This is a genomic window from Bradyrhizobium sp. USDA3010 (genome assembly GCF_056429065.1).
In genome coordinates, this window is record NZ_JBWJZD010000080.1 from 1 (window position 1) to 13,816 (window position 13,816).

Consider the following 13,816-nt stretch of genomic DNA (forward strand, 5'->3'; position numbering starts at 1 on the left):
ATGGCGAGTGTGGCGGCCCGGATGCGCGGAGGGTGGGTGTCAGCAACCGAATCCTACGCCACCTCAGCGGCTTACGCCACGCTCGCCAGCCTCTCAACAAGCCGCTGATGAATAAGACGGGCTAGGCCAGGGCGTTACTTGCAACGCGGTGATCTGACGCGCCCGAAATTCGTGACGGGACCAAAGGACGGTCCCTCGCGGCTGCGCTCCTCTCGACCTATCGTTCGCCCGCGGCAAAAGACTACCTCATCGAGGGTAAAGAAGATCATTTCAAGATGTCGGCGTGGCGAACGGCCTGCATCGAGATCTTCGCGCCATTGCTGCCGAGGTTGGTGCGCATCGGGCGCTCGAAGAACGCGTCAACAATCCGCTGTTGCTTCGCCACGATGAATTGCCGACGTTCACCGCAGCCGAACGCTGGCTCACCGCGCCGGGCGCGGAGAGAATTAATGCGCTCTCGAGCAAAAAGCAGCTTTTCCATCATCCAAATTACCTTTGAAGGAGAATTTATTTGCTTTCGCCTGACCGCGTTGAATTGCTAGCTGAAAGAGATGAACTCCAGTCTGATCCGCCTTAGGGTGGCTGCCGACAAGTGTAATTCTGTGGGGTTGGAGAACTGGTTGTCCGCGCTTATACGGATGCCGACACAGTTGCGGGTTCGATACGAAGACCATTGGTGGAGCAAACCGAGGCGCATGCTGAGTGATTTAGTTAGGTAGCGGGAAGTACAGCGCCGCTTTTGTTGCACAACTGCAGCCCATAACAGGGAGCAAATGTAGAAGCTCTGCACTTGACCGCGGCCATCGCCATTATCAAGGCAGCGGGAGCTCGTAAGCGAGTGGTCAGAATCTTTCACAATCCTGAAGACCAATGTTTACGTCTGATTCCCCGACGGGATTGGACGCCATCTGGCGTGAGAAAGTTAAGGAAATGGCTGGGTTTGATGCTTCTATCTGGTTCCTGGCCGCAACGACGTGTTTTGCGGCTTTCGTAAACGGAGCCATCGGCTACGGTTTTTCGTCGCTCACTGTGCCGCTTGCGCTGGTTTTCTATACCAATCGCATTCTCAATCCTGCCATTGTCATCGTCGAAGTCTTCGTCAACGTTTACGTGCTCCTCATCAATCTGAAGGGCGTACCGGCGGTTTGGAGGCGCGTGTTTCCCATCTTGGTTGGACTCTTGCCAGGCATTGCGCTTGGCGGCTATGCATTGGCTTCACTGCAGCCGGGCTGGATCAAATTCGCCACCTACACGATCATTCTACCTTTGATCCTGCTGCAAGCCGCCGGTTGGCGCCGCCCTATCGAAGCAAGCTGGCTGATCGGTCTGCCATTCGGATCGATGCTGGGCATCCTCTATTCGGTGACGACTATCTCCGGCCCGCCCTTGGCGATGCTGCTTAACAACCAAGGCCTGGTCAAAAACGAATTTCGCGCCGGCCTTGCCCTGGTGCGCGTGGCGGAATCGAGCGTGACCGCTTTCGTCTATTACCAGCTCGGTCTGTTCATTTCCGAAAGCGGCAGTCTTCTCCATGTCTTAGTACCCAGCGTTGTGCTCGGCATCCCGCTGGGATCCTACGTCATTCGCCGACTTGATCCGGAGATATTTCGACGCATCTGCATGAGCTTCGATGCTTGGATCGTGGGCTTCGGTTTGTCACGGGTTCTGATCGAGCTCAATCTAGTGCAGAGCGCATGGGCTTATAGCGTGCTAGCGGCGACGATATTGATCGATCTTTGGTTGCTATATTCCTTCCTTACCACGCGCCGTTCGAGCTGGTCTGAGCGGCGACCTCGGCAAGCTGCGGATATAAGCGCTTGAACGATGCCAGAGCGCGCCTCGATGTCGAAGGCACCCGTCCTGGACCTGGCCAAGCGATTGCAGAGCTCATTGATGTGCTCGCGACACCGCGCTGGCCCTTTTCGGGGTCGACGGGAACGACATGGACATCCGGTTGATTGCTCCAAAGACAACCCAACGCACGGGCCAGATATCCAAAATCAGAGGAAAACCCAGGACATTTGGAGGCTGATGTTCTCGCCGTTCCACTCGAAATGGTGGTGATCTTCGTCAGTGCACACTACCCAGAAAGAGCGGATCACCCGAAATGCGAAGACATTTGGCACGGCATAGGGAATCACCAGCCTGAAGCTGGAAATAAATGGAATCTCACAAGTATCGGACCGACATTGACGGCTTGCGCGCGGCCGCCGTCCTATCGGTCATCGCCTTCTACGGCTCAATCGTCCCCGGCGGCTTTAGCGGCGGAGATGTCTTTTTCGTCATCAGCGGGAACTTAATTGCGTCCGAGAGATCCCTGCGCGCACGTTCAGCCTGCTCAGCTTCTACCATCGTCGCATTCGGCGCAATCTCTCCCATATAACGAGGTGGCAATTCGCTGAGCTCATTGGGTGACGGAAGCGCTTGCGGAGAGGCCAGACGCAAGGCCCGAGGCGTCGCGCACGCCGCACGAATGCACGAGTCCTTGGCCTCCGCGACAGTGCCGAACAAAGCTAGGTGTTGATCTGGAAGCCCGCTCTGGTGATGCTCGTTGTATTGATCTTGCAACGCAGGGCCGTTGCAAATGATGAGAGCTTCCGGATTGGCTGAAAAGTTCTGTCATAAAAACTGACGACCGTGTTCGAGGTGAGTCAGTGCAGGGCCGGGCGCGTTGGGCTTTGTATGTTTTGCGACAGGGATCCGTGAGCTTTGCGCTTCCGACCGTCGGGTACCAGCAAAGACGATTGTCGCTCGTAGGGCTAGTCTATCCCAGAAAGATTGCGCGACACGCCGGATGGAGCTCGACAATCACTCTCATTTGGCGTTTGCGCCCCAGGACCTGGGCCGGTTTTGCGACGGCATCGCATTTGCAGAGATGAAGATGGTCAACTTGATGCCGCCATCATCAAGCTTCGGGCCGCTTGCAGGCGTCGCGCACGGATGAGAGGCGCCGCGCTCGCGAGCCCGTCCTCTCAGGAGCGTCTGTGATACCATCTGCCAATTGGTCTGCCGGCCTGCTCGGGACGCGGCTCGCATTTTTTGTGGCCGGCTTCGGCCTCGCGGCCTGGGCGCCTTTGGTGCCGCTCGCGAAGGAGCGGCTCGGGGTGGATAACCGCGTGCTTGGTCTTCTGCTACTCTGTCTCGGAGCGGGGTCCGTCATCGCTATGCTTTCGACCAGTGTGTCGAATGCGCGCTATGGCAGCAAGCCCATCATCATCGCGGGTGGGCTTGGCATCTCGCTCATCCTGCCCTGGCTTGCAGTTGCCGGCACACCTCTCAGCCTCGGTGCCATGCTGTTTGCTTTCGGTGTTTCACTTGGTTCGATCGATGTAGCCATGAATATTCATGCGCTCGAATTGGAGCACGCCACTGGACGTCCATTGATGTCCGGCTTCCACGCCCAGTACAGCATTGGCGAATTCACCGGCTCTGCCGCGGTGACCTCGTTCCTTTCGCTGCAGTGTGGCCCGCTTATCTCGACGTTGGTCTGTTCGGCCATAATGATGATCGCGATTATGTCAGCTTGGCCGCGATTGCTCGCCATGAGTTTGAGACGGCAGGAACCGTTGTTTGTCTTGCCCAATCGCAGTGTGTTGCTAGTAGCCGTACTCGCGGCTATCACCTTTCTCGTCGAAGGTGCAATGCTTGATTGGAGCGCTTTGCTTCTCGTTGGACAAGGCCTCCTCGCAGAGGCGCACGGAGGCCTTGGTTGTATGCTCTTCTCAATTGCGATGACCGTAGGCCGTCTCAGCGGAGATACCATGGTAGCTCGACTCGGCGACCGTACCACATTGATGCTCGGGACCGTGCCAATCTTGACCGGCTTCTTGGCTGTGGTGGCCGCGCCGATTGCGTTGATTGCCATGGCGGGGTTCCTGCTTATTGGATTGGGCATTTCAAATGTTGTACCCGTACTGTGTCGACGCGCCGGCAAACAGAAAGTGATGCCCGTAGGCGTTGCGATTGCAGTCATCACCACAGCTGGGTATGCGGGTATACTGGTCGGTCCCGCCAGCATCGGGCTCGTCGCACACATGGTCGGCTTGCCGTTGGCGTTCGCGATGTTAGGCGTGCTCATGTGCATCGCGACGCTGTCGGCGCGGATGGTGATGGCAGAGTCTCTCTAAGCGTCGGTCCAGAGGCAACAGCGACACGCGTCGAGCTAGTGGCCGGTCGCGAGGCGGCGTTCGTGCCGAGCGTCGATAGCTCGCAACTTGATGCGTGTAGAACAGCACGTCGATCATGCCTCTGTCCCTGCAAGTCGGCTGACTGAGCCGTGGCTTTGACACACCGGTCACTCGGATGTTGGGCGTCCCACCGAGCGCTGTTGTTAGCGAACTGGGTGGACTGCGCGGCGAAGTTGATCGTTTGCGCGAGCGGATAGCCCGGCTATGTTGGGACGTTCACCGCCGAGTAATTCTGGGATCGGCCCTGCGCCCGCTTGTCGGGACACGCGGTTACTCTGGGGCCGTCCATCTGCTGTCGGCGAGATACGCCCGATACGCGAACTGAATGCCCTCCTGCAGTGAAGTCTGCGCGCGCCAGCCAAGCTTGGCGAGCCGGCTGACGTCGAGCAACTTGCGCGGCGTGCCGTCCGGGCGCGAGGTGTCGAAGCTGATCTCGCCGCGAAAGCCGATGGCGGCCGCGACCATGAGTGCGAACTCGGCGATGGTGATGTCCTCGCCGGTGCCTATATTGACCAGCTCCGGCGAGGAATAGGTCTTCATCAGATGAATGCAGGCGTCGGCGAGATCGTCGACATAGAGGAATTCACGGCGCGGCGTGCCGGTGCCCCACACCACGACGCTGCCTGCACCCGAAACCTTGGCCTCGTGGAAGCGGCGGATCAGCGCGGCGACGACGTGGCTGTATTCGGGATGATAATTGTCGCCGGGACCGTAGAGATTGGTCGGCATCACGCTGATGAAATCGGCGCCATACTGGCTGCGATAGGCCTCGGCCATCTTGATGCCGGCGATCTTGGCGATGGCATAGGGCTCGTTGGTCGGCTCCAGCGGGCCGGTCAGCATCGAATCCTCGCGCAGCGGCTGCGGCGCCAGGCGCGGATAGATGCAGGACGAGCCGAAGAACATCAGTTTCTCGCATCCATTGGCGTGGGCCGCCTGGATCACATTGGTCGAGATCGCCAGATTGTCGTAGAGGAATTCGGCGCGCAGCGTGCTGTTGGCGACGATGCCGCCGACCTTGGCGGCGGCGAGGAACACGGCCTGCGGCCGCTTCGCGGCAAACCAGGCGTTGACCGCGGCCTGGTCGCGCAAATCGACCTCGCCGCGCGACACGGTCAGCAGATCCGCCTGTTCGCGCGCCAGACGGCGCATCAGCGCCGAGCCGACCATGCCGCGATGGCCGGCAACGAAGACCGTCTTGCCCTTCAGTTCAAACGCCGTGCTTGCCATTGGCCGCATCCTGCCTGGCCTCGACGAGATCGCTGGCGACCATTTCCTTCACCAGCTGCGCGAACGGCGTCTTCGGCGCCCAGCCGAGCTTGGCGCGCGCCTTGCTGGCGTCGCCGATCAGAAGATCGACCTCGGTCGGACGGAAATAGGCCGGGTCGATCTGAACCAGGGTGTTGCCGGACGCCTTGTCGACGCCGACTTCCTCGACGCCGTTGCCGCGCCACTCGATGCTGCGGCCGACCTCGGCAAATGCCAGCTCGACGAACTCACGGACCGAGCGCGTCTCGCCGGTCGCGAGCACGAAGTCGCCGGGCTCGTCCGCCAGCAGGATCTTGTGCATGCCCTCGACATAGTCGCGGGCGTGGCCCCAATCGCGCTTGGCATCGAGATTGCCGAGATAGAGTTTGGTCTCCAGGCCGACCTCGATGCGGGCGACGGCGCGGGTGATCTTGCGCGTCACGAAGGTCTCGCCGCGGATCGGGCTCTCGTGGTTGAACAGGATACCGTTGCTGGCGAACATGCCGTAGGCCTCACGGTAGTTCACCGTGATCCAGTAGCCGTAGAGCTTGGCGACGCCATAGGGCGAACGCGGATAGAACGGCGTGGTCTCCTTCTGCGGCACCTCTTGCACGAGCCCGTACAGCTCCGAGGTCGAGGCCTGGTAGAACCGGGTCTCCTTTTCCATGCCGAGGATGCGGATCCCCTCCAGCAGGCGCAGCACGCCGATGGCGTCGGCGTTGGCGGTGTATTCCGGGCTCTCGAAACTGACCTGGACGTGGCTCTGGGCGGCGAGGTTGTAGATCTCGGTCGGCCGGAGCTGCTGCATCAGCCGGATCAGATTGGTCGAATCGGTCATGTCGCCGTAGTGCATCAGGAACGGCACGTTGCCGGCATGCGGATCCTGGTAGAGATGGTCGACGCGGGCGGTGTTGAACGAGGACGAGCGGCGCTTGACCCCGTGCACGGTATAGCCGAGCCCAAGCAGATATTCGGCGAGGTACGCGCCGTCCTGCCCGGTGATGCCGGTGATCAGCGCAACGCGCCGCTTCGAATCCTGAACCGCCATGGTCTCTCTTAGCTGCGCTGGAAAGAAAGCTTCCCTTCGAATCGTCCCTCGCGAAACGGGCTTCTCGAGAAATCCGCCGGCGCACTTCACCCGCAATCAGAGGAAGCCGATCGTTAGATCTAGTCATACACATCGTGCAGGAACGCACACTATATACATTGATTTATATCGTGCTGCAGGGGGGACTGCCATCGAGCTTCAAAATGAAAGCCGACGAACCATCGCAGATGACAAACCCCGCTACGTGCGCACGTCAATGAGAGAGGCCGAAAGTCTGTGTTCTCTATCTTTCATTGGGCGCATGCGTGCATTCGCTCGGTGTGGCCATGGTGCAAGAGGGTGACTTGCTGAAGCCGCGGTAGTCGATGTATTCGTCCGAACTCTGGCACGCAAGCCAGCGCACGGCGAAGCCTGCGCATCAACAACGTTAGCCCTACAAAATGCCCCGATCTTTCTTCTGAACGGAACCCATAGTTTGGGCGGCAGGATCATCGACGATGATCATCGCTCTTCTGCTGACGGCCCGTTCGCGTAAGCGGCGGATGGTCGACGCAAGCACGAAATGTGAGAATGCAGCAAACGTTGGTATAGTTCTTCGAATAAGTTCGATATCGAAAGCTTACGTTCGTACAATGGAGCTTCGGTGGCAATCAATTAGTCTCATCCCGACCAACATAGCTGGAAACCGTCAGAGGCTGATGAGCCTATTACACCAGCGCGACAAACCCTAGAACGGTTGCGTGAATGCGAGAGCAGGACGTTGTAAGGTGACGCCACACTACTTGCGCGACGTATCCTTGCGGCGGCCTCGTGCGGCAATGACGCCATCGTCGCTATCCAGCGAAAGTCAGTTTTTGTCGAAAGCGAATTTCATGACCAGATTTCCTGTCGGGGACGTCGGGCTCTTTGAGCTTGGGCGGCATTAGTCGATATGTGTGGAATTGTCGGCATCTTGGGGCGTGGTCCGGTCGTCGGGCAGTTGGTCGCTTCGCTCAAGCGATTGGAATATCGTGGCTACGACTCCGCAGGCCTTGCGACGCTCGAAGGGCTACATATCGAGCTCCGGCGGGCTGAAGGTAAGCTGAGAAACCTTGAGGAGCGGCTGCGCTATTGTCCGCCCGCGGGTCATACCGGTATCGGTCATACCCGCTGGGCGACTCATGGAAAACCGACCGAGAGCAATGCTCATCCGCATGCTACGGAAAATGTCGCGGTCGTTCATAACGGGATCATTGAAAACTTCCGCGAGTTGCGAGCCGAGCTGGAGCGGGATGGGGCCAACTTCCGCTCAGAGACGGACACGGAGGTGGTGGCGCATCTCGTCGAATCTTATCTCAAGAATGGCTACTCGCCGCAGGATGCAGTGCAAGCCTCGCTCCCGCGGCTGCGCGGAGCCTTCGCGCTTGCATTCCTCTTCAAGGCCCACGACGACCTTTTGATCGGTGCGCGCAAGGGATCGCCCCTCGCGATCGGACATGGCAACGGCGAAGTGTATTTGGGGTCGGACGCGATCGCGCTCGCGCCGTTGACGGACACCATTACCTATCTTGAAGACGGCGACTGGGCCGTGCTTACCCGCGCGATCTGCGTGATCTATGGCGCAGACGGCTCCGTCGTCCAGCGGGAGACATCAAAGCCTGGCGTATCGTCACTCCTTGTGGATAAAGAGAACTATCGCCATTTCATGGCCAAGGAAATTCACGAGCAGCCGAGAGCGGCGTGCAAAACACTGGCGCATTATCTTGATACCGCAGGCGAGCGCGTAGCCCTGCCGCTCGCATTGCCGTTCGATTTTAACTCCATTCAGCGCATCTCAATTACCGCGTGCGGAACGGCAAATTATGCCGGTCACATCGCCAAATACTGGTTCGAGCGGTTGGCTCGCTTGCCTGTCGATATCGATGTCGCCTCCGAGTTCCGCTACAGGGAGGCGCCTTTGCGCCAGGGCGATCTCGTGATCGTCATCTCGCAGTCCGGCGAAACCGCTGACACACTAGCTGCGTTGCGATACGCCAAGAGCCAAGGCCTGCACACAATATCTGTGGTCAACGTCCCGACGTCGACGATTGCGCGCGAGAGCGAATCCATGCTGCCGACGCTGGCGGGGCCAGAAATCGGCGTCGCTTCTACGAAGGCATTCATCTGCCAGCTGATGGTATTGGCGGTGCTTGCCGTCGCAGCAGGAAAAGAGCGCGGTAAGCTGTCAGAGATCCATGAATCGAAGCTCGTGCGCGAGCTCATCGAAGTGCCGCGGTTGATTGCTGCGGCGCTGTTGATCGAGCCGCAGATCGAAAAGCTCGCGGGTGATATCGCCAACTCGAGGGACGTGCTCTATCTCGGCCGTGGCACGTCGGCCCCCCTGGCGTTGGAAGGCGCACTCAAGTTGAAGGAAATTTCCTATATTCACTCAGAAGGTTATGCCGCCGGCGAGCTCAAGCACGGACCGATCGCCTTGATCGATGAGGCCGTGCCTGTGGTGATGATTGCGCCTTACGACGAGCTCTTCGAGAAGACCGTATCGAATATGCAAGAAGTTGCAGCTCGCGGCGGCAAGATCGTTCTGATCACCGATGCGAAGGGCGCTTTGGAAGCGACGCTAGACACACTCATGACCATTGTGCTGCCGGAGATGGTCGCAAACTTTGCGCCGATGGTCTATGCCATTCCGCTTCAGCTCTTGGCTTACCATGCCGCCCTCGTAAGAGGCGCGGACGTAGATCAGCCACGTAATCTCGCCAAATCGGTGACTGTCGAATGAAGCCGCAGTGGTAATGTCGGAGCCTCCCGCCTCGGCATCGGGCTGTTGGGTTTGCTTTCCGTTGTGTTGGTTGTGGATGACGGAACCGGACAAGTTATCGATATAGTTGCATCCGAAGTTGCTTGAAGCTTCTGTCTGGTTGCGCGCTCACGCAATCCTGTTGCGCCGCCCCTGGCTCCGCTGATCGGCCAGACAGGTGAGCTTCGAAGGAGAACGATCCCGGCATCAACAGGTCAGTCATAGACCGATTAGCTGGACGAGCAGATTCAATCTTGTTTGGGTCATCATCGTAACCCCTGACTAATGCCGATGGGGGCCAGGCCCCTCTTCCTACAGGGCCAAATCAGCCTGAAGCCGATTCAGAGCCGATGCTCGGTATCCTCGCGCCCTTGCCGAAACCGACGAGCGGACCGGCGTAGGGAGCTTCGGGCTCCTCCGCCGCGGCTAGCTCATTGGCAGCGCGTAGGCGCGGCAACTGACTTTTTTCAAAATGCCAGCATGCGCGCCATTTCGGCCAACTTGAGCATGGTGAGCGTCATGCGGAGACCACGCGCTGAAGGTTGATCTGGTCGGCTAGGAAGATCTCGCGGAATGGTTTGTCGCGAGGTCACAATGTCCAAGGATAGTCGTAAGGATAGCGATAAGGATAGGCATTTACCTATCCTCGAACACGGCGCTGACACGCTGCAGCGTGTCGAGATCATCACCGGGACGGGCCGGCGTCGGCGCTGGTCGACCGATGCAAAGGCGACGATTGTCGCGGAGAATTTTGCGCCGGGTGCGAGCGTGTCCGCGGTAGCGCGGCGACACGACATCAGTCCAAGCTTGTTGTTCCAGTGGCGTCGCCAGGCCACGCGGTCGCAGGTCGCGGAGCACGGGGACAGAGGCATGCCAGTTGGCTTTGTGCCGATCGCGATCACCGGCCGTGGCGGCCCTAGTGAGGAGCAGGCGACGATCGAGATCGAGGTCGGCGCGGTTGGCATCCGTGTTAGGGGGACAGTCGACCGGCAGGCACTGTGCGAGGTGCTGGCGGCGGTCGGGACGGCTGGTCGATGATCGGGCTTCGAGCTGGGTTGTCGATCTGGATTGCGACGCAGCCGGTCGATTTCCGCCGCGGCATGGACTCGCTGGCGATGCTGGTGAGCGAGGCCTTTGGAGCCGATCCGTTCTTATGTGTCGGACGAGATTATGTGGCGGAGGCGCCCTAACGCCAGCCAGGGCCGGCCACGGCTGGATTCCTCCGCCACATAATATTTTGTGCCCCTCGTGCGGACGCGGGATCCCCCTGCGCCGTAACGCCGGAGGGGCACAATGCTCGCGTTCTATTTTTCGTACCGCGGGGTGCTTAAACGCCTTCGTGACGGGGCGCTCGGCGCCGAGATGGATCGCATCGCGGGGCACTTTTTCTCGCTCGGTTACAAGCAAGCATCCGCTAAGCTTTATCTGAGCCGGATCGCGCGGTTCGGCCGTTTTGCTGCAGCACATTGCGGTTCACGGCCGATCGGCGAAGCTATCGTCGATAGCTATCTATGCACATTCACCACGGACTCACCACGGATTGCGGCAGTGTCTGCGATCCAACACGCGCGACGGGTGGCGCCCGAACGATTCATTGCTTCGACGCCCATTGTAGTCGATGATCCGGACGCTCCGCTTTTGCGCTCCTTTTCTCACTATCTGAGCAGGGTACGAGGCCTTGAGCCAAGGTCCCGCGATGGCGTTCTCTTGGGCGCACGGCGCTTTCTGGATTGGCTCCACCATCGCCATCCTGGCCAAGACCTCGAGGCGTTGACGGCAGAGCATGTCCTTGCCGCTGTCGAGTATCGGCTGTCGCTCTCGGCGACCTCCGGCACTCGCACGGCGGCGATCTCTCACATCCGAACGTTTCTCCGCTTTCTGCATTGTGGTGGTCACCACGAGCAGGATCTGGCTCCCATCGTTCCAAGAACGCCATATTGGCGACTGGCCCATTTACCGCCCCGGCTTTCGTGGGATGATGTTCGCCGCGCCATCGATGCGATCGGCAAGGTGACGCCGATCGACCTTCGCGATCGAGCTGTTCTGTTGTTGCTCGCCACCACAGGCATTCGCAACGGCGAGCTACGCGCTCTTCAGCTCCGGGATATCGACTGGCGAGCTGGTGAGTTTTTTGTCCGGCGCACCAAGGGCAAGCGTGACCGAGTGGCCTCGCTCATCGAGGAGACCGGCGCCGCGCTCGCCGACTATATCCTGCGGGCTAGACCGAAGGTCGATAGTAAGCATCTGTTCCTGTCCTTCACGCCGCCCGCGGGACCATTCAAGTACGCGTCGTCTGTTTCGAGGATCGTGCGGAAGCGATTGCAGCATGGTGGGATCGAGCTCGGTCGCGTCGGAGGCGCACATCTCCTGCGCCACAGTCTAGCCACCCAGCTCGTGGGGCGACGAAGGCCGATCAACGAGGTCGCCGATCTTCTAGGGCACCGGAGCATCAACACAACGGCGCTGTACGTGAAGGTCGCGGCCTCGCAGCTCGCTGAGGTCGCGCTCCCCTCTCCGGGAGGCTCCGCATGACCGCCTTCGCCGCATTCCTCGACGACAAGGTCGAGCGCTACATCGAGCTGCGCCGCTCCCTCGGCTACGCCTTCAACAAGCAAGCCGGCACGCCGCGGGCTTTCGTTCGCTACGTCGAGCGATCTCAGCTGGGTGCGCCCACCACCCGGACGATGTTGCTGGACTTCGTCCTGTCGTTCGGTGGCGCCGCCGACAGCCGCGCGGTCCGTCACGGTGTGTTCCGCCGATTCTGCGGGTATCTGGTCGTCTACGCCCCCCAGACCAAGGTCTTGGAGCGCAAAGCTTTCCCTCTGCGCTCCTAGCTCCACCTCGTTCATGGATTGGTGGAGATCTCACGTCACATAAAGTCTCCATCCGAGTCGGGCTCTGACGATGGTTCAGTATCGCTGGCGCATTTTGAGAGATACGTCGAATGCTGGGTATCACGCTGCCATTCACCGTCCCTGTATCTCCAGGGTCCGGACCGGGTTGGGTCAAGTACCATATCGTCTCGGTCCACATGGACGAAGCCCATTTGTTCTGCCCGGGTTCTCGCTTCGTCATTCGCAGGACGCCAGTTCACCAGAGGCCGTTCGCCGTCTCGCCGAAGTTGATGCTCGAGCAGAATATCGCCGGCATTCGAAACGAGCGGATGAGCAACCTGGAAATCCACGATGGACGTGACGTCAGTTCGACCGGGAAACTGTTCTCGCCAGCCTTGGCTGTTGAAGTCAGTCATAGGAAATCCGCCTTCCGTTCTTTGGAGACCGACGCTCCTATTTCCGAGTTGGTAGCTGTAATATCGGGCGGCGTCCGAATCTCTTCGGAGGCCAAAATCCCTAGCGACGTCCGCCGTGCGCCTAGCCCTTTCGGATACAAATTGTGAGTATTCCTGTGGATTGTTGGCGATATGATTGATTTCTTCGCCATGAAAAGTCCTCACCTCTCGCCGGAATCTCTCTTGGTTGATCTCGATAATAGGAGGTCTTGGATTGTTGTAATAACTTGGACCCGAGGATGAGCTCGCGTCGGAATCCTGCAATCGCATTCTAGAGAATGTGTCCGCGAAGTCGTCGGCATTCCCGCGCTCCGGGGAGCTTGCGCGATGATATTCATCATCGGATGGAACATCCGACCAATTGTTAATTCGACCGTACATGACGACCACACTCCTATGGATGTTGCATTGTGTTCAGGTCGTTAGACCTGACTCCGCTGATAAGAAGCTTAGCTGTCCGTAAGCTGACGCGGGCAAATAAAGAGAGAACTAAATTCGGTGAAACGACAGGGCGAGGCGCGCAGTCCGGCGCCGCGCTCGCCGGGGCGTCTTCATAAGTGTCGTCCGTGAAGAAGTGTCCAAGCCGTTGAGTGAGAGTCGGTTTTTGGCCCCGCTGCGATACGAGATTGCAAGCTTTTCACGGCGGAAAGCCGGAAAGCCTGCAGAATAGCCAGCCGTGATTCCTTCGTAGCGGAGGCGCGCGATGCGCCCGAAGAAGCCGGAAACGACGGGGGAAGGCGACCTGTTTCGCGCCAGGTTCGATCGGATCATCCACCTGAAGCACGAGCAAGGGTTTACTCGTTGCTTTCTTGAGGCGTTTCCGTGATCAGGATCTTTCGATGCGGTGCGGCTTGGCATGGAACGCGACCAAACTCAGTGGCTCTGCGTCGCGATTCAGGGCGGATGAAGCCTGACCACGGGCCGATCTTGAGTAGTCGATTAATTGTAATTGCGAAGTCTGGAAACGTGGCACGGTCGAGAGACCTGTTGGCGCGCCAGTCCTCGACCCTACCATGATTGGCGAGGCCGCGTTCGCTCAATAGGTCCGTCAGCGATCGCACCAGATCCTTAGGAATGGGAACGACGCGATCTCGGCGTCCCTTGCCGTGAAGCAGCACCTGCGGGCGTCCTCGCTCCAACTGTGAGCGTCACGAGAGGATCACGGGTGCCTGGGCTTGACTTGCGCGGAATGCTCTGGATAGCGCGGTCGGGATGATTGACGCCGCCGGCGCGCGGTGATGGGTTGATCCCGGTTCGGAGCGGGCAAC

Annotated in this window: 13 protein-coding genes; 10 read left to right on the forward strand and 3 right to left on the reverse strand. The window is 59.3% G+C overall.

Going from position 1 to position 13,816, the window contains the following annotated elements; all coding sequences use genetic code 11:
* Positions 1–265: 265 nt before the first annotated feature.
* Complete coding sequence (locus AC066Y_RS41970) at positions 266–484, reverse strand: hypothetical protein (RefSeq protein WP_478278961.1); 219 nt, start codon at positions 482–484, stop codon at positions 266–268.
* 386 nt (positions 485–870) lie between these two features.
* Here AC066Y_RS41970 and AC066Y_RS41975 point away from each other — a divergent pair, with 386 nt between their 5' ends.
* The 3 genes from AC066Y_RS41975 to AC066Y_RS41985 all read left to right on the forward strand — a co-directional run bounded on the left by AC066Y_RS41975 (position 871) and on the right by AC066Y_RS41985 (position 4,127).
* Entirely contained in the window at positions 871–1,821 is a 951-nt protein-coding gene (locus AC066Y_RS41975) for a sulfite exporter TauE/SafE family protein (protein WP_478278962.1), read from the forward strand.
* Between the two features lie 973 nt (positions 1,822–2,794).
* Positions 2,795–2,944, forward strand: a complete 150-nt coding sequence (locus AC066Y_RS41980) for a hypothetical protein (protein WP_478278963.1) — start codon at positions 2,795–2,797, stop codon at positions 2,942–2,944.
* A 43-nt stretch (positions 2,945–2,987) separates the two neighbouring features.
* Complete coding sequence (locus AC066Y_RS41985) at positions 2,988–4,127, forward strand: MFS transporter (protein WP_456724964.1); 1,140 nt, start codon at positions 2,988–2,990, stop codon at positions 4,125–4,127.
* A 330-nt stretch (positions 4,128–4,457) separates the two neighbouring features.
* On the opposite strand, the gene fcl is transcribed toward AC066Y_RS41985, so the two are convergent.
* Together fcl and gmd are read right to left on the reverse strand one after the other, a co-directional pair.
* Entirely contained in the window at positions 4,458–5,417 is a 960-nt protein-coding gene (fcl, locus tag AC066Y_RS41990; RefSeq protein ID WP_478278964.1) for a GDP-L-fucose synthase, read from the reverse strand.
* Positions 5,398–6,483, reverse strand: a complete 1,086-nt coding sequence (gene gmd, locus AC066Y_RS41995; protein ID WP_478278965.1) for a GDP-mannose 4,6-dehydratase — start codon at positions 6,481–6,483, stop codon at positions 5,398–5,400. The genes fcl and gmd overlap by 20 nt, the downstream gene beginning before the upstream one ends.
* Before the next feature lie 931 nt (positions 6,484–7,414).
* Here gmd and glmS point away from each other — a divergent pair.
* The 7 genes from glmS (at position 7,415) to AC066Y_RS42030 (ending at position 13,374) form a co-directional block, all read left to right on the forward strand.
* Entirely contained in the window at positions 7,415–9,241 is a 1,827-nt protein-coding gene (glmS, locus tag AC066Y_RS42000) for a glutamine--fructose-6-phosphate transaminase (isomerizing) (protein ID WP_478278966.1), read from the forward strand.
* A gap of 612 nt (positions 9,242–9,853) precedes the next feature.
* The gene (tnpA, locus tag AC066Y_RS42005; protein ID WP_478278967.1) at positions 9,854–10,297 is read left to right on the forward strand and encodes an IS66-like element accessory protein TnpA; all 444 of its coding nucleotides are present in this window, start codon (positions 9,854–9,856) and stop codon (positions 10,295–10,297) included.
* Positions 10,294–10,449, forward strand: a complete 156-nt coding sequence (gene tnpB / locus AC066Y_RS42010) for an IS66 family insertion sequence element accessory protein TnpB (protein WP_456718533.1) — start codon at positions 10,294–10,296, stop codon at positions 10,447–10,449. Before tnpA ends, tnpB begins: the two co-directional genes overlap by 4 nt.
* A 103-nt stretch (positions 10,450–10,552) precedes the next feature.
* A complete protein-coding gene (locus AC066Y_RS42015; protein WP_478278968.1) occupies positions 10,553–11,791 on the forward strand; it encodes a tyrosine-type recombinase/integrase in 1,239 nt (412 codons plus the stop codon).
* Positions 11,788–12,093 (forward strand): hypothetical protein, encoded by a 306-nt coding sequence (locus tag AC066Y_RS42020; protein WP_478278969.1) that lies wholly within the window; start codon positions 11,788–11,790, stop codon positions 12,091–12,093. The genes AC066Y_RS42015 and AC066Y_RS42020 overlap by 4 nt, the downstream gene beginning before the upstream one ends.
* Positions 12,094–12,203: 110 nt before the next feature.
* Positions 12,204–12,656, forward strand: a complete 453-nt coding sequence (locus AC066Y_RS42025; protein ID WP_478278970.1) for a hypothetical protein — start codon at positions 12,204–12,206, stop codon at positions 12,654–12,656.
* 595 nt (positions 12,657–13,251) lie between these two features.
* Positions 13,252–13,374, forward strand: a complete 123-nt coding sequence (locus tag AC066Y_RS42030) for a hypothetical protein (protein ID WP_283805538.1) — start codon at positions 13,252–13,254, stop codon at positions 13,372–13,374.
* Positions 13,375–13,816 lie beyond the last annotated feature (442 nt).

Excerpts from the sequence above, each read along its gene's own strand:
- AC066Y_RS41970 (WP_478278961.1), bottom strand. The coding sequence starts at position 484 with ATGATGGAAAAGCTGCTTTTTGCTCGAGAGCGCATTAATTCTCTCCGC.
- AC066Y_RS41975 (WP_478278962.1), top strand. The coding sequence starts at position 871 with ATGTTTACGTCTGATTCCCCGACGGGATTGGACGCCATCTGGCGTGAG.
- AC066Y_RS41980 (WP_478278963.1), top strand. The coding sequence starts at position 2,795 with ATGGAGCTCGACAATCACTCTCATTTGGCGTTTGCGCCCCAGGACCTG.
- fcl (WP_478278964.1), bottom strand. The coding sequence starts at position 5,417 with ATGGCAAGCACGGCGTTTGAACTGAAGGGCAAGACGGTCTTCGTTGCC.
- gmd (WP_478278965.1), bottom strand. The coding sequence starts at position 6,483 with ATGGCGGTTCAGGATTCGAAGCGGCGCGTTGCGCTGATCACCGGCATC.
- glmS (WP_478278966.1), top strand. The coding sequence starts at position 7,415 with ATGTGTGGAATTGTCGGCATCTTGGGGCGTGGTCCGGTCGTCGGGCAG.
- tnpA (WP_478278967.1), top strand. The coding sequence starts at position 9,854 with ATGTCCAAGGATAGTCGTAAGGATAGCGATAAGGATAGGCATTTACCT.
- tnpB (WP_456718533.1), top strand. The coding sequence starts at position 10,294 with ATGATCGGGCTTCGAGCTGGGTTGTCGATCTGGATTGCGACGCAGCCG.
- AC066Y_RS42015 (WP_478278968.1), top strand. The coding sequence starts at position 10,553 with ATGCTCGCGTTCTATTTTTCGTACCGCGGGGTGCTTAAACGCCTTCGT.
- AC066Y_RS42020 (WP_478278969.1), top strand. The coding sequence starts at position 11,788 with ATGACCGCCTTCGCCGCATTCCTCGACGACAAGGTCGAGCGCTACATC.
- AC066Y_RS42025 (WP_478278970.1), top strand. The coding sequence starts at position 12,204 with ATGCTGGGTATCACGCTGCCATTCACCGTCCCTGTATCTCCAGGGTCC.
- AC066Y_RS42030 (WP_283805538.1), top strand. The coding sequence starts at position 13,252 with ATGCGCCCGAAGAAGCCGGAAACGACGGGGGAAGGCGACCTGTTTCGC.